This window comes from Amycolatopsis sp. CA-128772 (assembly GCF_002904295.1).
Lineage (GTDB): Bacteria > Actinomycetota > Actinomycetes > Mycobacteriales > Pseudonocardiaceae > Amycolatopsis.
Genome location: NZ_PPHG01000027.1, coordinates 91,026 through 110,200, shown reverse-complemented (window position 1 = coordinate 110,200; position 19,175 = coordinate 91,026). Strand labels below are relative to the sequence as shown.

18 protein-coding genes are annotated in these 19,175 nt (G+C 66.1%); 12 read left to right on the top strand and 6 right to left on the bottom strand.

Going from position 1 to position 19,175, the window contains the following annotated elements:
* Positions 1-18: 18 nt before the first annotated feature.
* The 11 genes from C2L59_RS12815 (at position 19) to C2L59_RS12765 (ending at position 8,351) form a co-directional block, all read left to right on the top strand.
* A complete protein-coding gene (locus tag C2L59_RS12815; protein WP_103349743.1) occupies positions 19-837 on the top strand; it encodes a DUF4192 domain-containing protein in 819 nt (272 codons plus the stop codon).
* A gap of 181 nt (positions 838-1,018) precedes the next feature.
* Entirely contained in the window at positions 1,019-1,207 is a 189-nt protein-coding gene (locus C2L59_RS12810) for a hypothetical protein (RefSeq protein ID WP_103349742.1), read from the top strand.
* Positions 1,208-1,788: 581 nt separating this feature from the next.
* A complete protein-coding gene (locus C2L59_RS12805; RefSeq protein ID WP_233223447.1) occupies positions 1,789-3,090 on the top strand; it encodes an amidoligase family protein in 1,302 nt (433 codons plus the stop codon).
* Positions 3,084-3,887 carry a hypothetical protein gene (locus C2L59_RS12800; protein ID WP_103349741.1) on the top strand — a complete coding sequence of 268 codons (804 nt, stop codon included), beginning with the start codon at positions 3,084-3,086 and terminating at the stop codon, positions 3,885-3,887. The genes C2L59_RS12805 and C2L59_RS12800 overlap by 7 nt, the downstream gene beginning before the upstream one ends.
* 161 nt (positions 3,888-4,048) lie before the next feature.
* On the top strand, positions 4,049-4,498 hold the full coding sequence (locus tag C2L59_RS12795; RefSeq protein WP_233223446.1) for a hypothetical protein: 450 nt from the start codon (positions 4,049-4,051) through the stop codon (positions 4,496-4,498).
* Between the two features lie 30 nt (positions 4,499-4,528).
* Positions 4,529-4,819, top strand: a complete 291-nt coding sequence (locus C2L59_RS12790; RefSeq protein ID WP_146060346.1) for a hypothetical protein — start codon at positions 4,529-4,531, stop codon at positions 4,817-4,819.
* A gap of 179 nt (positions 4,820-4,998) precedes the next feature.
* A complete protein-coding gene (locus C2L59_RS12785; protein WP_103349738.1) occupies positions 4,999-5,187 on the top strand; it encodes a hypothetical protein in 189 nt (62 codons plus the stop codon).
* A gap of 3 nt (positions 5,188-5,190) precedes the next feature.
* Positions 5,191-5,628: a hypothetical protein gene (locus C2L59_RS12780; protein WP_103349737.1), complete on the top strand. Its 438-nt coding sequence runs from the start codon at positions 5,191-5,193 to the stop codon at positions 5,626-5,628.
* A 57-nt stretch (positions 5,629-5,685) separates the two neighbouring features.
* Positions 5,686-6,729 carry a DUF4192 domain-containing protein gene (locus C2L59_RS12775; RefSeq protein WP_103349736.1) on the top strand — a complete coding sequence of 348 codons (1,044 nt, stop codon included), beginning with the start codon at positions 5,686-5,688 and terminating at the stop codon, positions 6,727-6,729.
* A gap of 402 nt (positions 6,730-7,131) precedes the next feature.
* The gene (locus tag C2L59_RS12770) at positions 7,132-7,647 is read left to right on the top strand and encodes a single-stranded DNA-binding protein (protein WP_103349735.1); all 516 of its coding nucleotides are present in this window, start codon (positions 7,132-7,134) and stop codon (positions 7,645-7,647) included.
* Between the two features lie 257 nt (positions 7,648-7,904).
* Positions 7,905-8,351, top strand: a complete 447-nt coding sequence (locus C2L59_RS12765) for a hypothetical protein (protein WP_103349734.1) — start codon at positions 7,905-7,907, stop codon at positions 8,349-8,351.
* 7 nt (positions 8,352-8,358) lie between these two features.
* On the opposite strand, the gene C2L59_RS12760 is transcribed toward C2L59_RS12765, so the two are convergent.
* Positions 8,359-9,087, bottom strand: coding sequence for a hypothetical protein (locus C2L59_RS12760; protein ID WP_146060345.1), 729 nt, complete (start codon positions 9,085-9,087; stop codon positions 8,359-8,361).
* Between the two features lie 731 nt (positions 9,088-9,818).
* Between C2L59_RS12760 and C2L59_RS12755 the strand changes: the two genes are divergently transcribed.
* Positions 9,819-10,472 carry a hypothetical protein gene (locus C2L59_RS12755; RefSeq protein ID WP_103349732.1) on the top strand — a complete coding sequence of 218 codons (654 nt, stop codon included), beginning with the start codon at positions 9,819-9,821 and terminating at the stop codon, positions 10,470-10,472.
* A 376-nt stretch (positions 10,473-10,848) separates the two neighbouring features.
* On the opposite strand, the gene ligD is transcribed toward C2L59_RS12755, so the two are convergent.
* From ligD to C2L59_RS12715, 5 genes are all read right to left on the bottom strand, one after another.
* Positions 10,849-11,676 carry a non-homologous end-joining DNA ligase gene (gene ligD / locus C2L59_RS12750; protein ID WP_103349731.1) on the bottom strand — a complete coding sequence of 276 codons (828 nt, stop codon included), beginning with the start codon at positions 11,674-11,676 and terminating at the stop codon, positions 10,849-10,851.
* 163 nt (positions 11,677-11,839) lie between these two features.
* Positions 11,840-14,677 (bottom strand): tetratricopeptide repeat protein, encoded by a 2,838-nt coding sequence (locus C2L59_RS47030; protein ID WP_146060344.1) that lies wholly within the window; start codon positions 14,675-14,677, stop codon positions 11,840-11,842.
* 89 nt (positions 14,678-14,766) lie between these two features.
* Positions 14,767-15,231: a chromosome partitioning protein gene (locus tag C2L59_RS47025; protein WP_146060343.1), complete on the bottom strand. Its 465-nt coding sequence runs from the start codon at positions 15,229-15,231 to the stop codon at positions 14,767-14,769.
* A 205-nt stretch (positions 15,232-15,436) separates the two neighbouring features.
* Positions 15,437-17,872, bottom strand: a complete 2,436-nt coding sequence (locus tag C2L59_RS12720; RefSeq protein WP_103349730.1) for a site-specific integrase — start codon at positions 17,870-17,872, stop codon at positions 15,437-15,439.
* Positions 17,872-19,116, bottom strand: coding sequence for a site-specific integrase (locus tag C2L59_RS12715; protein WP_103349729.1), 1,245 nt, complete (start codon positions 19,114-19,116; stop codon positions 17,872-17,874). The genes C2L59_RS12720 and C2L59_RS12715 overlap by 1 nt, the downstream gene beginning before the upstream one ends.
* Between the last annotated feature and the right edge of the window lie 59 nt (positions 19,117-19,175).

The following is a 19,175-nucleotide window of genomic DNA, read 5'->3' as shown; positions in this document are numbered from 1 at the left end:
TCCCTCGTGAGGTTTCCGATGCCTGCAGCCATGTTCCTGTCCGATGCCGACCTTCTCGCCGCGATCCCGGCCACGCTGGGGTACGTGCCCGACGACTCGCTCGTCCTGGTCGCGGCCACCGCCCGCGGTGACGGCACCGCCCGCATGGGCCCGATCAACCGCTTCGACCTCGACACCGTGGTCCGCCATCCCCGCTACGTCGTCGCCTACTTGCAGCAAGCGCTCTCCGAAAAGCCGGTCATGCGCCTCATCGGCGCCGTCGTGCACGACAACACCGACACCGGCTACCTGCCCTACCGCACGGAACTGGCCACCTTCACCCAGTGGCTGCACGACCACGGCTTCACCAACACCGAACTGCTGCACCTGCCCGGCTTCACCCCCGGAGTCACATGGTCGTGCTACGAAGTCGAAAGCCACACTGGCACTCTGACCGACCCCACCACCTCACCCATGACCACGCACGTCATCGCCCTGGGCAACCGTGTTTACCCCAGCCGCACCGAGTTCCTGCAACAGTTCCTCCCCACGCCCGCCGACACCCGCGGCCGCATCGCCGCCCTCGCCGAGCCGATCACCGACGAGGTCCAGCAGGAAGAACTCGCCGACGACCGCCCGCGCCTGCGCAAGCGCCTGGACCGGCTCGACGATGCCGTCACCGCCGCCGCCAGCGGCCAGATACCGACCGACGAGCACGTGATCGCCGACCTCCTGGCTGCCCTCTCCAGTCTCCGCCTCCGAGGTATTCACCTCACCCAGGCCGCCACGACGGCATTTTTGCGCCACGACGGCATTTCCGCCGCCGCGATCTTCGCGAAGGACCCGCGGCCGACTTAGCTCAGCCAGCTGATCCGCGCGATGCACCGCAACGGGATCGACCCGGCCACGGTCGACCCCGACTTCTTCAAGATCTCCCAGGAATTGCGCACCGAGCTGACCACGTCCACGCCCGACGTCTGAACCACATCCGACGCTCCTGAATGGACGCCACCTCCCACTGGGACGAAAGGCCCGTCGCATGCAGTCCGCTCTCGAGTCCACGTGCACGAACACCGCGCCCGCCGCGTCTGCAGCGCCGCTGCAGTTTCTCGAACTGACGATCACCATCGTCGGCATCTTCGTCATCGTGATCGGGTCGATCACCCTGCTGTACTTCCTCCCGACGCTGCTCACATCGCTCTCGGTCCGCCTGCGAGGGCGGAAATAGTTACACAGAAACTATTACGTAGCAGCCGATAGCCGCACCCGTTTCGGCACCGGCGCTGGGCCAGGACATCGGAATCCACGCAGGGCGAGGGCGACCCCGGCACCGTCGGCCGTGCAGGCCATCGAGAGCACAGCACCCCCGGTCCCGGGGCGCCTGAACCCGGCGCCCGGCCACTCCGGCGCGGGTGAACCGGCGCCGCCGCATCGCGCACACGCGCGTCCGTGACCGCCGGTTCACACCGGCCGGACGAGCGCCGCCGGGCTTCACGCCCCGGGCCCGCGGGCGCTCGACCGCGTCGCGTCCCGCACACCGACGAGGCCCAGGAGGCCACCAAAGCGACAACGACGACCGTCCACAGGCGACGAACCGCAATACGCGGATCAGCCTGCTGATGCTTCTCCGCTCGGTGTCCCGTCCGGGGCTTCCCTACCCGACCGGGACACCGTCCCCGAGGGCCGGTAGCGCGGTGCGCGCCGAACACCCAACACCGCGCTACCGGCCCTCCCTTCGTCCATGCGGCCCTCTCGGTTTCCCGCCGGGAGGGGCGCTTTTCACGTCTACGGAGCGAAAGGCCATCCGCCATGACCACACCTGTCGACGACATCGTCCGCTGCGGCGACTGCGGCAACGCAACCCCGACGCCATTCCACCTCACGCCCGGAATCGTCTACTGCGAGGGTTGCGTCCTCGCTTTGCACCAGTGCAGCGGATGCGGGCAGATCACCGAAGTCACCTCGGCCACCGACGACGATGGGCGGATCTGCGACTTCTGTGAGCGCGCCGGCCGCTATCGCACCTGCGATCAGTGCGACATCCTCATCCGCAACGGCTACCTGTGCCGGACGCACGCCATCGACGAGACCGACGAGTCTTATACGTGCGGCCACTGCACGTGTCTTGTGCCGCTGCGACTGCACGAACCGCTCTACGCCACCGACGACCGCCGGCTGTGCTCGCCCTGCGCCCAGGTTTTCGACCTCTGCGACTACTGCGACCTCTACGACGACGGCCTGCGCGACACCGAGTCCGGCCGCGACATGTGCCACGAGTGCGCACACCGGCTCGACTACTGGGAATGCCGCAACTGCACCACCCTCATCGACAGCGGAAACTACTGCGACGACCACGACATCGTCGACCAAGACGACTACGAGGACCTGCACGACTACTGGTACAAGCCGCGACCGGTCTTCCACGGCATCGGCCCCCGCTACCTCGGCTTCGAACTGGAAATCAACGTCCCACGCGGGCACCTGTCCGACCGCATCAACGACACCGTCGACACCCTCGATGGCCTCGGCTACCTCAAAGAAGACAGCAGCATCGGCTACGGGTTCGAGCTCGTCACCCACCCAATGGCCTACCGCTGGGCGCTGGACTCCTTTCCCTGGCATCTTCTCGAGACGCTCGATCTCGCCGGCTGCAGCGGCGACGGCAACGGGTTGCACGTCCACATCAGCCGCGCTGCCTTCGCCGGGCCCTGTCACGTGTTCCGGTGGATGAAGTTCGTCTACCGCAACGCCGACGACGTCCAGACCCTCGCCCGCCGCTCCAGCGGCTACGCCGCGTTCCGCGACTCCGAGCGCGACAACATCAAAGACGCCTGCAAGGGCAAGTACTACTGGCCGCGCGGCTCCGCCATCAACACCCAGCCCGAGGAGACCTTCGAACTGCGGGTCTTCGCCTCCAGCCTTGACATCCAGCACGTGCAGGCCGCCCTCGCCTTCGCCGACGCCTCCGTCGCCTACACCCGCGACCTCACCATCCCCGACATCACCCAGGCCGGCGGGTGGACCTGGGCCGCCTTCACCCAGTGGCTGCTGACCCACCCGCAGTACGCGCCGCTCACCGACGAACTGGAGAACCTCGCATGTGCATGCTGACCTACCTTCCCGCGCGCGTCGAGCCCGACACCACCGCCCTGGCCAACGGCGCGGTGCACAACAACGACGGCCACGGCTACGCCATCGTCGCCGCCGACCGCATCATCACCGGCCGCGGCATGAACGCCGCCGCCGTCATCGACGAGTTCGCCGCCCTGCGCGGCCTGTACCCCGAGAAGCCCGCGCTGTTCCACAGCCGCTACGCCACCCACGGCACCGTCACCGAGGACAACATCCACCCGTTCCCGATCGGCGGCGACCCCCGCACCGTTCTGGCCCACAACGGAATCCTGCCGAAGAAAGCTCACCCGTCGCGATGTGATCCGCGGTCGGACACCCGCATCGCAGCCGACGACATCTTCTCTTCGAAGCCGTTCCTCGCCCTCGATCGCCCGGCGACCCGGCGGCGCATCGAGTCCTGGCTCGGCGCGTCCAACAAGCTGGTCATCCTGACCGTCAACCCGCGCTACCCCGACCACGGCTACCTGTTCAACGAGCGCGCCGGATACTGGGACAACCAGGTCTGGTACTCCAACCACGACTATCTCGACCGTCGCCCCGGCTATGCCGCGTGGTGGGGCCTGGACGACGGCTGTCACTACTGCGGCGTGTCCGACGCCGTCGACCCTGAAACCGGGATGTGCCTCGCGTGCGGCGCGTGTCCCTTCTGCGGCGCCGACAACCAGCCCTGTTCCTCCTGGTGCTACCGGTTGCTCGCCGGAGTCTCCTGCTTCCGCTGCGGCGAGGACCTCGACGACTGCGTCTGCGCCGTCGAGGACCTCGCCCTCAACGCCTGATCCACGCGCTCTTCGACAAACTCGCCGGGCGCGACGCATGCGGCCGCGCCCGGCGGGAAGGGACCGCCATGTCCTCCTGCCCTGACTCCGCAGAGACGACGCCACCGATTCCCGCTGCTCTGGCCGGCTTGCCTGTCCTCGGTGGCCTCATCGTTCCCTGGGTGACGCCCCGAACCGCCGATGGCCGGTATCTGATCGGCGCGGTCGATGCCGCCAAGACCCACATGGCCATCCACAGGCGGCTCTGCGGTGTCTGCGGCCGTGCCCTCGGCGACCGCCTGGTCCTGCTCATGCGCGAGTCCGACCTGGCCCGCAGCGCCAGCACCGAGCCTGGACTGCATCCGCTGTGCGCCGCCTACACGAGCACGGCCTGCCCGATGGTCGCCGGGCGCCGCAGCCACTACCGCGCCAGCGCCCACAAGATCGACGCCGACGCCGTCCATGGCGCGGACGTCGACTGGCGCCTCGGCGCCCCCGCCGAGCCCTGGCATGCGGTCTGGCTGACCCGCTACGACGTCGTCACCCTCCACGGCCACCCCGCCGCCTGCTACCTGCTCACACCGCCGCTGCGCATCCGCCCGGTCACCGCGCCGCCGCGGACCCTCTCCTGACGATCCGCCCAATCCGGAAAGGACACTCCCGTGCCATCTGACGAAGCGCTGGTGTGCATCGTCAGCAAACACACCACCCCGGCCCGCCAGCGGGTGCTCTGGCGCGTCAGCGTCGCTGACGCCAAGAAGATCTGCAGCGACTCCCGCACCGCAGGCCCCCACTACATGCTCTGCTTCACCACCAGTAACATCGACGATCCGTCTGCCTTCGTGTACGTACCCGACGACGGCCGCCACGCCGAAGTCCTGGACGACCACAACATCCGTGTCATCCGCGATCACAACACGCGCCAGCCCGCCGCGAAACCCCGGCCGCAGTAGGCCTCACGCCCCGGCCGGTCAAGCACCTCGTGTTCGGCGCGGAAGATCGCTGCCAGGAAAGCACACCCCGGCACCCCGGCACCGACCTCGGTCAGCCCGGCCGCGCCGAGCTGACCGGGCGCCGGGGCTCCGGGTGTGCTGGTCGGGCGCGGTCATCCACACCCGACACGGAGGTCCCCGTGACCGCATCCACCGTTCACAACGCCAGCGACCACAGCGATTCCGCCTACGAGCTGGCGTGCTGGCTGGTCGAAACCGAACTCGGCGGCCGCCGCATCACCGCCGATCCCGCAGAACCAGGCGGCCACCCCGCGATGTGCGTGGGCCCGACCTACTTCGCCGACCGCGACAACACGGTGGAGGCCTGACTGATGCCCGAGAACCAGCTGTGGCTCACCCACGACGACTGGAGCCGCTCCTACGTGCTACCCGAGTCGGTCGCCTGCAACATCCTTCGCCGCGGCAGCCTCGACGACCTCGGTGCCTGGAACGTCGCGCGCGGTGTCCTCGTCGAGCTATGTCGGGCGCTGACCGCGACACCGGTCTCGCTGCTCTACGACGAGCCCGTGCAGCGCCGCGACGGGGCGCGGGTCGCGATCCGGGTCACCGCCCGCGCCCGCTGCCGCGACGGGCGGGACGTGATCGTCATCTACCGCAGCGAACGCACCGACACCGGACCCTGCCCGGACTTCTGGAGCGTCGCGGTCAACGGATTCATCCCGGCCTCCGGCCGCGACGTCCGGCGACCGTCGCCGCCCTGGATCGCTCACACCGCCGCACAGACGCGGCGCGCCGAACTCGGCCGCTGATCCACAACCGAGTCCCCGCCGACGGCCCGTACTCCCTGCTTCTCGGGAAGGACGCTCATGTCCCTCACTATCGCCAGCACCACCGCCATCGTCGCCAGCCTCCCGGCGCTGCTCGGCTTCGTCCCCGACGAGTCCCTGGTGCTGATCACCGCACTCACCAACGACGACGGCTCGGTCACCACCGGCCCGCTCGCCCGAATCGACCTCGCCCACCTCACCGGCCACGCCAACGACTGTGCGCGACACTTCAACCGGCAATGCGGCGACCTGCCCGTTCACTGCGTCACCGGCATCGTCGTGCACACCGTCGACCAGGACCCCGCCGGCGACCACTCGCTGCCGCTGCGCAGCGACGTCGACACCGTGGTCGAGCAGCTGGCCGAATACGGATTCACCGACGTCGACGTCGTGCTCGTACCGGCCCTCGCCGAGGGCGTGCGCTGGCGCTCCTACCTCGACGCCGACCGCGCCGGTGTCCTGCCCGACCCTGCGACCACCGCGGCCGCGGCGGCCGCCGTCGCCGCCGGACACACCATCGCCGCCAGCCGAGACGACCTCGCCGCGCGGTTCACCCCCGCACCCGAGAACCTCCGCGCACGTCTGCAACCCCACATCGCCGACGCCGTCGAATCCGCCGCCATCGACGAACGCTGGCATCTCGCCGCATACATTCGTCTGGCTCGCGCCGACGCCGCGATCCGCGCCGCCGCCCGCGGCGAACTGCCCGCCGACAATGCCGCCATCGCCGATCTCGCCGCGACGTTCGCGACGTTGTCGTTCCGTGACGCCCTGCTCGCAGTTCCCGACGACGCGACCCGCTTGGCCGCCGAGAACCTGGTCCTGCATCTGTGGCGCCACAGCTGCGACCCGGTCGCCGGTCAGCTCGCCACCGTCATCGCGGTGCACGCCTACCTGCGTGGCAGCGGAACCGGCGCGCGGATCGCGCTCGAGAACGCCGACCCCGAGCACCCGATGACGGCGCTGCTGTCCATGGTGCTTGACCACGCTGTCCCGCCCTCGGAGGTCCGACACGTGATCCAGAACGCCAGCGCCGATGCTCGCCGCATCCTGCTCAGCGAACGCGCGATCGACCAGGCATGACGCCCACCTCCGCCACGCCGGTCGCGCCGCCCGCCGACGTGCCCCTCGGCGCGGCAGCAGCCCGCGGACCGAGCTGCTGCCGCGCGTGCTCGGGATCGTCTTGGGTGATGGCGCGACGGTGACTGGGTGTCGCTGGTAGTGGCTTCACCCGGCTCGCCGGGTCGTGGATCGCCCGAAGGTAAGCACACCCCGGCCGGGGGGCAGTGCGTCCCCGAAGCCCGGCCCGATCCGCCCGGGTGAACCAGCCGCTCGACTGTCGAACTCCGATGCAGGTCGAGCAGCGGGCTGGTTCACGCCGGGCGGATGAGCCGGGCCGGGGACGTCGCCTGAAGGCGACCCCCGGCCGCCGCGTGCTCAGGCTGCGCCGCGTTCCACACCCCAACGAGCACCAGGGAGACCACCATGGCCGGCGACACCACCCTCACCATCATCGGCAACCTCACCACCGACCCTGAGCTTCGCTTCACCCAGGCCGGAAACGCCGTGGCGAACTTCACCGTCGCCTCCACCCCACGCATCTCCAATCGCGCCACCGGCGAGTGGGAGGACGGCGAGGCGCTGTTCATGCGCTGCACCATCTGGAAGCAGGCCGCGGAGAACGTCGCCGAATCCCTCACCCGCGGCGCCCGCGTCGTCGTCCACGGACGGCTCAAGCAGCGCTCGTTCCAGACCAAGGAAGGCGAGAAGCGCACCGTCGTCGAGCTGGACGTCGACGAGATCGGCCCGTCGCTGCGCTACGCCACCGCGCAGGTCACCAAGAACGCGAAGAACGGGTCGGCGAAGATCAACCCGGACCTGGTGACCAGCACGTCCACCGGCGCGACCCCGGCCGGTGATCCGTGGACCGCGACGGACGCCGAGCGGGAGCTGGTCGGCGCGACCGCGGGCGGCGGGTTCAGCGACGAGCCGCCCTTCTGATGAGACCCGGTGTCCGGCCGGACCGTCCCCTCCGTCCGGACACCACCTCAAGGCCGGGGACAGCCTGACGGCTGGCCCCGGCCTTTCTCATGTCACGCCACGACGTTCCGGAGGCCACAATGCCCATCACCCACAACACCACGTCCACCACGGCACTCAGCACGAAGACGAACAGCCGCAGCGAGCGCGAGCGGCAACTGGGCGCCCTGGTCCGGAAATCACCCTTTGGGGTGGGAGAATCGCTTTACGCTCGAAGCATGAGCATTCGTTACGGCGTCACGATCCCCGGGCTCGTCCTCGCCGGAGGCACCGGCTTCTACCTCGGCATTCAACCCTTCGGCTACATCGGACTCCTCGTCACCCCCTTCACCGACCCCGCCGGCCTGCTCGCGCTGCCCGGCGCGCTCCTGTTCGGTGCGCTGCTCGGGTGCGTCGTGGCCTACCTCAGCCGCGACCGCATCAAGCCGAAACTCGCGCACCGCTACCGCCGCGGCGCCATCCTCGGCGCCATCACCCTGCCCGGCTACCTGTTCCTCGGGAACTTCCCCGGCGCCGAGAACGGCGGCACCGCCAGCCAGTGGGCGTTCGGGATCGCGTTCTGCTGCGGCATCGCCGCGATAATCACCTACTACCAGCGCCGCAAACGCGCCACCCTCGCCCGCCACGCCCGACGCCTCGCCCAGCAGCAAGCCGCGTCCCACTGAACAGCGGCTACTCCGCTGGGATCCTCGCCTCAGGCTCCGGTTCCACCAACGGCACCTGCAACGGCCGACCACCTGGTCCCGGCACCAGGTCCGCTTCGTCCACAGCCGACGCCGAGACGCCGCCTGCGCCCTCGCTCTGCCTCCCGCTCATGTCCGACGCGACGGCGCTACGCGACAACGCGGTGACCACCTTCGCCGAGATCCCCAGCAGCGCCGCCGTCGCCGCTGCGCCGACGTCCGCTGCGCGGATCTCCGCGACCGACTTCGCCATCACCGCGCGCCACTCGCCGATCTCCATCTCCGCATCCGCGCGGACCTGATCGGCTGATCGCTCGAACTCCGTGACCCGCGCCGCGCGCTGCCGGTCCAGCTCGGCCAGCTTCCGATCCAGCTGCGCACTCAGCGCGCCGATCCGGTCCTCACGCCAGCGCTCCACTGCCTCGATCGCGGTCACCGCCTCCGCGAACGGTCCCAGTGCCGCATCAACTCGCCGCTCGTTCTCGCGCTCGCGCTCCAGCTGCTCGGCGCGGCGACGCCGCGCCTCCTCCAGCCTCGCCAGCGTCGCCGACGACCGGCGCTTCCGACCAGAGCCTGTCGTATGACGTTCAACCATGAGGCACCTCCCGCGCGGGGAAGGCTGCGGTTCTATCCACCAGCCTACCCGCCACCACGCCGCATTGGCGGCGCGGCGTTCACGCCGTCGACGGGACGAGCCGGCAGCGTCGACCGTGTTCACGCCGCCAGCTGGTGAGCAAGGAGAAGGGCGCGGTACCGCCGCAGCAGCCCCGGAGGGCCACGCCACCGAAGTGGCGAGTGGCAAAACTCGCGGCGGCCCGCTGACACTCCGCCACAAGGCCGATACGAGCCCACGGAGCGCTGCCAGCAGCATACCCGCAGGTGAACGACGACTTCACTGACGGGTCGAAGGTCCGTCCTAGCCGGCCAGTCATCCGCTTCTAGAGCACAACGATGACAGGAACCTTCCCGTGTTCTCGTTACGTCCGCGGGTGGTGGGCGGCCCCGAAATTGTATCGGTCGTCCCCCCAAATACAAGGGCACCCCAGATTATTTTTGACCGAAAAGCGTGGCCAAAAATAATCTGGGGCCCCACCCTTGCATTCGGGGCCCCTACTCCCCTTAGTCAGGCGTTAAGGGCAGGCCGGGGGCCTACCCTGGTTGCTTCGGGGCCACCCACCACCCACTCAGCAGAAGGTTACCTTCACCGCACCAGCCAGCCGCACTAGGCGGACACTAGTCCATGTCGGCCACACAGAACCACTTAAACAGCTTGCTTAGGAAATTCGAGGTAGCTCAAATTTCATCTCTTCAAATAAGGGAAAATAGGTTCTCCGGCTTCGCATTTCAAGTGGAAATACGTCAAGTCGGACGGTACCATAGGAATTGCAAGGCAATCGGGAGGGCAAACCCGAGAGCCTCGACAAATTCGATACAGGAAAGTTGGATATCATGGTTTCGACCATTCACCCCAAGCACCGCAAGAGCATCACGCGCATTGTGCAGGACTTGCAGGCGCAGCCGCCGCGCGACCGGTCCGCGCTCGCCCAGTTGCGGAAGATCTTTACCGACAGCGGCGAAAACCCGCCCGCGATCCTCAGCGCGTGCGCGACGCTGCTCAACACCGACGCCGCGATCAGCGGCGACGTCCTCGCCGCCGTGCGCAACGTCCACGCCGAGTGGGACAGCTACGGCAACGCCGAGCGCGATCTGTTCAACCGGTGCGTCTGGTCGAGCCAGACGCGCAGGGCCGTCGCCGTGACCGAGGTGAACGACGTGACGGTCATGCTTCGCGAGGCCCCGCCGCGCGTCGCCGACGCGCTTAACAGCCTGCGGTGGCTCAACGCCCAGACGCAGCACGCCCACAAGGCCGTGTTCACCGTGTGCGGGACGCTGCTGAAGAACCCCAGCGCCGACCACCCCGCCATCGTCGAAGCCATCCAGACCGCGCACCAGTTGTGGCCCGGACTCGCCGACGACATGCGCACCCTGGTCATGACGTGCGTGTACGCCAGCAAGGCCCGCGCCGCGCACGCGCGTGCCCGCGCCGCCGCCCGGCAGCAGGCCGCCGAAGCCGAGTCCGTCAGCGCGAAGTGCACGGCTTGACCAAGGGGCGCAGAGCCATTCGGACAGGCCCTGCCGAGTGGTTTCTCCGGCCTCGTTCGGGGGAGGTGACCAGGCGGTGACACCGATTCGGCCTCTCGACGCGCTAGAAGCAGCCAGTCGGTATCCGGCACCTCGGCAGGGTCGGGGGGCCGGTGCCCTGCCGAGTTCCGGGCACCGGCGCGTCACTCGACTCGGTGAACTCCGGTCCGGGACGTCATGCCGGCCGCGGCCACCCCTCTTGTCTGATGCTGAGGTGATCGGTCCGGCACGCCCCCCGGCCGTCCCGATCGCTGGCAGTTTGGCTCGGCGGCGCAACGCCCCCCGATGCGCCGCCGAGCCCTACCTCTACGACGGCTGCAGTGCGCGCGCATCGCGTTCAGCGCTCGGGCAACGACGCCCTGCTGTCGTCGAGCGACCCGAGAAGGTCACCGTGCTGCTGGATCCGGTCAAGGACCTCATCGGCGGTGAAAGCGAGTTGGGTGACGTGGGAACAACCCACGACTTCGGCCCAGGTGACCGGTGTCGAAGGGTTGGGTTGATCACGGCCTCGTAGGGAGTACGGGGCGATGGTGGTCTTGGCCGGGTTGTTCTGGGACCAGTCGATGAACACCCGTCCGGTGCGCTGGTTCTTCGCCATGACCGCAGTGACCTTGTCCGGAGTGTCCCAGGCGAGCTGCTGGGCGAGCTTCTTGGCGTAGGCCGAGGGCGCAGCCGGGTCGTCGGTCGTGATCGCGGCATATAGCTGCATCCCTTTCGACCCAGACGTCTTGGCGTACGGAATAAGTCCGTCGGCGTCGAGCAGGTCGCGGAGTCGTTCGGCCACCCAACAGCAATCCACAATCGAGGTCCCAGCCCCAGGGTCAAGATCGAACACCAGCCGGTCTGGCGGGCGCCGCCCGCCAGCGGGATCGATCCGCCACTGAGGGACGTGCAGTTCGAGCGCGGCCATGTTCGCTGCCCACACCAGCGCCGGAAGCTCCTCCAGCAGCGCGTAGGTAATGATGCCTTCGCCGCGTCCGGAGCGGGAGCCGGCGCTGGGCAGGGCGACGGTGGGCAGCCAGTCCGGGGCGCCGTTCGGAACGTTCTTCTCGAAGAACTGCTGCTTGCCCTCGCCGACGCCGTCGGGACACCGGATGAAGGTCACCGGTCGGCCGGCGAGATGCGGCAGCAGCACCTCGGCGACGCGAGAGTAATAGTTGATCATTCACTGGACTAGCCATCGAAATGCCAGGCCAGCTCGGTAGTGCACGTGGCGACCGATCTCACCGAGTCGCACCATCCCTGAGTGCGCGCTTGGCTGCGTGACATGCGGAGCGCATGTCACGCAGCAAGCCACTATCAGAACCGCGTATCCTCAATGGCTGGCTTCAAGATTGAAGCAATTCCTTTGCCTCCGTCGCGCGCTCGCGATCGTTCGACTCCTCGAATGCAGTTACAGCCATTCGTAAAACTTGCTTTGCCTCCTCGCGCCGATTTGAATCCCACAGCGCCTGTCCGAGGACCCGCCACGCGCGACCTTCACCATGTCGATCACCTATTTCCTGGTAACAGGCGCAAGCATTTTGAAACGCTTGAAGAGCCTCGTCAACTCTCCTCATTCGCCAAAATATGACACCGATGTTGTTTAACGATTCACCTTCATGGCAGCGATCCCCTAGTGCTCGGTAGCAGTCGCAGGAAACTTCAAAAGCGGCGCATGCTTCCAATTCCCGCCCAGCTTTTGCAAGTGCCTCGCCTAGGTCCATCGAGATTGCGCCTTCACTGCGGCGGTCGCCCAACTTCCCGAAAAGGCTGCAGGCATTTCGAAATGCCACAATGCGTTCATTTTCGTGTTTCGACTCTGACAGCGTGTACCCGATGTTGGTCCAGGCCAAAGCTTCGTTGTACTTGTCACCGATAGTCTGAGATATATCACGAGCCTGTTCGAGCACCGCGACCGCCTCGTCCGCTCGATCCAGCTTGCGTAACGCGACTCCGAGGTTGTTGAACGCCAGGGCTTCGTTGTACCGGTCGCCGATGGTCCGGGAGATAATGCAGGCGCGCTCGAGTGCAACGACAGCCTCGTCTTCCTGGCCGTTTTCAATCAGTGCAACCCCGAGGTTGGCAAGTGCCTTGGCCTCGCCGTGGGCGTCTTCAGTCTCCAGGAAGAGGTCGACGGCTCGTCGATGGACAGAGAGGCCCTCCTCGTTTCGACCCGCGATGCGCAGCGTCGCACCGAGGTCATCTGTTGCCATGGCTTCACTATGGCGATCATTAAGATCTTGACAGAGGTCGACCGCGGACTGGAGTGCGGCCAGTGCATCAGCGGTCCGCCCTGCCTCCCTTAACGCGAGCCCGAGGCCACCCAACGCCGCGCGCGTACCCCGCCGACTACCGAGGTCTTGAAAGATTTCCTTGGCTTGCTGGTGGGCGATGATGGCTTCGTCGAACCGTCTAACCTCTTTCAAGGCAAGGCCGAGGTTATGCAATGCCATGGCTTCGCCGTCACGGTCATTTAACTCTCTACATAGTTCAAGCGCGCGCTGGTGGACGACAATGGCACTGTCGAATCGGCGCAAGTCAAACAGAGTGATCCCAAGATTGCAGATAACAGTACTCTTGCCATCTCGATCATTTAGAATGCCGTAGAGGATGAGGCAGTGTTCAAAATTTTCGATAGCTTCCTCGAAGTTCCGCGACTCGCGCAACGCGAGCCCGAGATTGTTCTTGGCGCTTGCCACCATGGCGAATCGTCCGAGGGCACTTGACGAATTAACGGCACATTTAGCAGTTACGACCCAGTCGTTCAAGTGTCGAAATCTGGAGAGGTATCTAGCAAGGTTAATCCCGATACTATAAGCTTGCTGGTGACATCTAGAACTGCACGCAAGTTCGGCGACGGCAACAAGATTGGGACGCTCCGCATTGAACTCATCGGATGCTGCTTTGTAATCTGCCGATCGTTCAATTTTCCTGTCCTCGGAAGCGCGCAGTCGCTTATCGGCCCTCTCCGTCAATTCGGCGTAGTAAGATATCAGCCGACTAATTGCAACCTCATTTTCGCGAGGGTTGAGCTTTTTACGTGCATGGGCCGCTACCAAATCGTGTAGTTGCCAACGACCACTCGGCGTGCGCTGAACAAGGGATGCAGACCTTAGCGTGCGAAGCCTTATCGCAGCGGTAGTTAGCGTGACTTCGGCGAGTGCAGCCACCGCTTCGGAAGACAGATCAGGGCCGGGGTTGACGGTCAGCAGTGGTAGTAGTAGAGCCGCATCCTTATTTCGTTTGCTAAGTCGCTCATGAGAAAGTTCGATCACTGCGGCAATGCCGGGTCCGCCGTACTCCAGCACGGGCAAGCGCTCGCTAGTATCATCAAGCTCTTCGCAGAGACTGTCGATTTCGCGGTCAGGCTCGTCACCAAGAATTGCTGCGGCGATTTTCACGGCTAACGGCAAAAGCCCGCATAGGTTGATCAGTCGCCACGCAGCCACCGGCTCAGTGATGGGTCGAGTATCACGTGGGTTTACTGTATACAGACTTTTATTTAACAACTCAACTGCATCGCGTTCCGAAAGAACCCCGAGGATCATCCGACTGCCCCCTGGAAGGTCCAAGACATCGCGCGTTGTAACCAGAGTCCGATGTGCATGGTTATGAGGTAAAAGGTCTCGCAACTGGGCGACATCGATTGCATTGTCTAAAACTAAGAGTACCCGCTCACCTTGCTCGGCAAGTTGGTCAAGATGTAAATGATATGCGGTAGCTTGCTCATCCACTGTGGCGGGTATATCGTCGGCGGGTACCCTTAGGGCTCTTAAGATGGAGGAATAGACCCGATTTGAATGTACCGGCCGGGAAGCTAAATCGTAGCCCCGCAAATTGACAGATAGCACCCCTCCGGAAAACCAGCCGCGCTCTGCCGCCATCGAAGCACAGTGGAGAACCAAGGCGGTCTTGCCAATTCCACCCATTCCTGAAACTGCTGACACGACCAAGGCGTCAGCACCTTGCTGCCTCCCGCGGGGAGGTGCGAGAAAATCTATGAGCCGATCCACCTCTACGACTCGGCCGACAAACAATCGGCTGGCCCACCCAGGATCCACTCGCTCCACAACAGCCGCCGACTCTAACTCGGACGCAGTGGTGTTGTGGTTAGCAAAATTGTTGATGTTGAGATCCCCGGCGACACTTTCGACGGCGATTGCACCGGCGAGTCCTCGAATCATAGAAGGAGTCGAAGAACTTGTCGCGCTCGATCTGGTACTTTCGCGGTCTCCAGTGGGCTGAGCGGTGGTAGAACCGGTGGCGGGCTGCTCTACACCCGGCCCGGCCTCTGAGGGTCCGGCGGCTGCTGGACGTTTGCGTCTCGGCCCACAGCGCCGATCGCGATAGTGCCTTGACCGCTGGCAGTGGCCGTCCCGGAGACGGCAGTTTCGTTGTGGAGGACCATCAACGTGGGGTGTTTCTGCGCTTCGTCGATCACTGCACGGAGTTGCGCAGCGAACCTTTCGTCTTCCTCGGCGGCATTCTCTACTGCGTCGACAACCCGCCGACGAGTTCGCTCCGACACTTGTCCTGTTTCGACTACCTCCGATTTCAATTTTTGCACTGCCGAGTCAGACTCGAGCTTGCCTAGCACAACGTCCCGAACCTTGTCGCGCGCTCGTGCCGCGCCCGCATCGATCACCTCGTCGACAACACCGTCTAGTTGCTTCCCCGCTCTGCGGGCCTTGCCGACTGCCCACGCAACCAACGCGACAAGTACAACCTCGATACCCACCGACTTCAGCTCCCTTCGTGGACTCCGCCTTCACCATCCATAGTCGTTTCCCGCAACTGAGACGCAACATTTGATCAACTCTTGACACGAGTTGCGTCAGCTCATCAGCATGACAGACTTGGCTCCGACCTTTGGTCTCATGGGTGACTGTCGTCCGGGGAGGTGCCGGCTCGCCGAGGCCGAACTCGGCTCTCTTGCTCAGCTTTCACGCCGGCGAGTCGGCGATGGTCGGTACACCCAGGTCGACGGGGCCAGCAGGACCGCGTGTTTGAGCTCGGTCGAGGCTGGTCAGCTTCCGGGCAGCTTCGTTAAGGCTGGCCTGCAGGCCGGCGACCTCGCCGAGCCAGCCGTTGAGCTGGGCTTCCTGGACCCGGTCGCGGAGGTTGGCGATGATCTCGACCAACCGTGGTCGGACTGAGGGGGTCAGACGCAGGCTGGGGCAGCGGATGCAGGCGTGTTCGTGCTTGCACGGCGTGCCGTAGGGGCGTCCGCATTCACCGAGGGCCAGTTTGCGGCGTTGGAAGTGCTGCTGGAACTCGCGCCACTCCTCGTCGGTGGGCTCGCGGTATTCGGGCTCCGGGCGTTGGGCGCGGCGCTGGTCGAGGAAGGCTCGGTAGGCGCGCACGAGCTGTTCGTCGAAGATCGCCATGTACGCCTGGGTGGTGTTGATGTTGGTGTGGCCGAGCAGCCGCGCGATGATGTGCACCGGCAGACCGATGCCGACAGCTTCGGAGGCGAACATCCGCCGAAAGTCGTGCGGCGTGCAGCGCAGCGGCTCACCTGCCGCGTCGGTGATGCCGGTGAGTGTCAGGATGGAGCTGAGCCACTTCTGGATCATGTTGACGCCGGGGACCTCCCAGCTCCAGCCGACGCGGTGCTGGAGCAGGTGCGGCAGTGGCGGCCCCGTGGTGCGTTCGTGGTGGTCGTAGCGGGCGGTGAGCGGGATGGCGCCACGGTTCTGGCTGCGTAGCCGGGTGATGATTAGCGCCAGGACGCTGGCCAGTTCCGGGCTGACCAGCAGCAGCCGTTCCTCGTTGACCTTCGAGGGAACGATCTGCAGCATCGGCACGGTTTCGCCGGTGTCGGGCAAGGTGTAGGACACCAGTCCGAGGTGAGTGATCTCAAGCAGCTCCTCGACCCGCACGCCGGTGTGGCGCAGAACTTCGATGACGGCCCACGCCATGAAGGCGTTGTGCTCGTTCCTGCCGACGTCGGTGGTCGCGCCGGTGTCGAGGTCGAGGACCCGCGACGGTGGTGTCCGGTTGCGGTTTGACGAATCGGTGTAGACGTGCGGCACGATGCGGCGGTAGCGGCGGTCGGCGTGGGTGAACGTCTCGCCGATCTGCGCGGCGTCGGTGGCAGCCAGCAGCGCCGCCTGCTCGTTCTTGTGCCGTTCGGCGGTCGCGACCAGGGCGTCCAGATGCGGTAGGCGTTCCCGGGTGCGCTGATGCATCGTCGCTATGGTCTTCTTCCTCGCCTTGACCGACCCGGCGGTGTCCCGCCGGTGGATCGGGGTGCGCACGGCCCATGTCGCCCAGTACGGATCTTCGTGCGACCACTCGTGGAGGTCCTTGTAGAATCCGCGGACGATGGTCAGGATCTCGTAGTAGTCGGCACGGGGACGGGTGCTGCCATCGGCGGCAGCGACGGTCCGGAGCCGTTGCTTCCAAGCTTCGGCTACCTCATCGGACAGCTCGAGGCTGTCGATTCCGGGATGGTGGTGTTCGACGTCGGCCCAGAATCGGCCGACCAGCTTGCCGATCAGGACCCGGAGGCTGCTGTAGTCCAGGGTGGCCCGTCGTTCGTCCAGATACCGGATGAGGACCTCGCGCACCGAGCGGCTTTGGATCCGGTAGCTGTCCACCAGTTCCGCCGTGGGCCGCTGTCCCACCCGCACTGCCTCGCGCAGCGTCAGGTGGGGCCCCAGGTCGGTGACGTGGCGCAGCAGCGTCCAGGCCAGGGACACACCGGGGTCGGTTTTGCCTCGCAGCCGGATGGTGCAGGCGCGAAGCGCCAGCACGTCCTCGGCGGTCAACTGGTCGAGGTCACGGCCAGTGTGCAAGACGATCCGGGTGATCGCCTTGAGTGCCAGGGCGAGTCGGCGTTCGCCCACGTCCAGCTCGTGCGCGTGTTCCTCGAGCCCGGCGAACAGGTCCGGGCGGAACACTTCCCGAGCGTGTCTCAGCAGCGACTGGGAATGGTAGGCGTCGAGGAATTCGTGGCTGGGCATGACGATCCGGCACAGCATCAGGCTCTTCAGCCCGATGCGCAGACTTGCCACCCGGGCCTGTGGATCGCTGGCGTCGGTCGTGGCTACCAGCTGGTCGAGCCAGGCCAGTCCCTCATCGGCACCGGAGCGCAGCCATCGATCTTGCCATCCTGCGCAGGGCTGGTGACTCAGCCATTCCAGGATGGCTCGTGCCCCGTCGTGTAGCCGATCGCGGTACCAGCGGTGCGCTTGCCGAGGCCAGGTCGGCAGCGTGGGCAGGAGATCCAGGACCGCATCGACGGACCAGCTGTCGCGCTCTCCGCCCGCGACGGGGACATCGAGCAAGTCGTCGTGCCGGCGGTACTTGGCGGCTCCGTAGAGGGTGGATCGCGTAGGAGGAAGCTGGCCCAGTTCGGTGGTGGAAGTCGGCATCAAACTTCTCCGAAGAGCACGGCGAGATCGGCTCCGTCGTAGCCGTCGGCGACCGGTGCAGGCGTTTGCCGGTTCCGCTTCTCGCGTTCGGCGAGATGTTGGTGGACTCGGCGGACCACGTGGAGGTCGTCTTCGACTGTGTAGATGTCGGCGGTGGTCGAGAGGTGGGCGTGGCCGAGGATGACCTGCACGTCCTTCAGTGACAGGTTCTCGTCCTGAGACATCCGCAGCGAGGCGGTGTGCCGCAGATCGTGCATCGTCCAGTTGGTTCCGAGCGCGGCGTTGACCCGGCGCAGCACCGCACGCAAGGCCTCATAGTTCATCGGCTGGCGTCGCAGCCCGTCGCCATGATCGCGGCGGCGCAGCGTCCACCAGAGCGGAGCGTTCGGTGCCAGCGGTCGCCCCAGATCGGCCAGATAGAGGCGGAGCCACACGAACGACTCCGAGCTGGCCGGGAGCCACTGCTCGGCCCGGGTGCCCTTGCGGATCACTCTCACCAGCTGGTCACCCCAGTCAAGGTCGTCCATGCAGAGGCCTAGTAGCTCCGAGGCGCGGGCCGCGCAGCTGATGTCCATCGACAACAGCGCGCGGTCCCGATTTGACGTCAGCCTGGCAAACACGTCACTCCAGGCTCTGTCGGGCATTTCCCGTGGTCGGCGCTTCGGCACCTTCGGGTTGTAGCGGAGCTTGCCCTCAGGCCGGAACGGCTCTAGCGGGTCGTGGTGGGCGTGCGGGCGGCGCTCCTGATGCCGGCGGTCGAGCTGGACCGGGTTGATCAGCGGGCCGTCGCGCACGTCTTCGGTCCAGTAGGTGTAGAACGCCCGCACAACCGCGTTCGAGTGCCGGATCGTGCGCGGCTCATACCCGTCGCCGAGGTGCTTCTTGCGGGTGACTGGGTTGACCGTGCCGGCCGTCGTCACCGACACGGTGCGCTCGGCTGAGCGTGGTTTGGGCGCTCGCTGGAGCCAAAGCACCAGGTCACGGACGTCCGCCGGGGTTGCCTGGTGCCAGGCGACGTCTACGGCGCGTAGCCAGCGCCACCAGCGCAGCAGCGCGTAGGCGTAGCTGCGCACCGATGCACTGCTCGCGCCACGAGCTACGAAGTCGTTCAGGTACCGGCGAACCGGCTCAACCGGCGAGCCGTCGTCGTCAACCACCAGCCACGGAACCTGTCCTCGGTCAGCGACGACGCTGCCCGAAGCCAGAACTCGGATCGCGTCGACGTCTCGCACATCCTCGTGCACCGCCCACCCACCTTCGTGATCAAAGTGAGTGAGGTCTACCGACTCGCCTCATCCAAGCG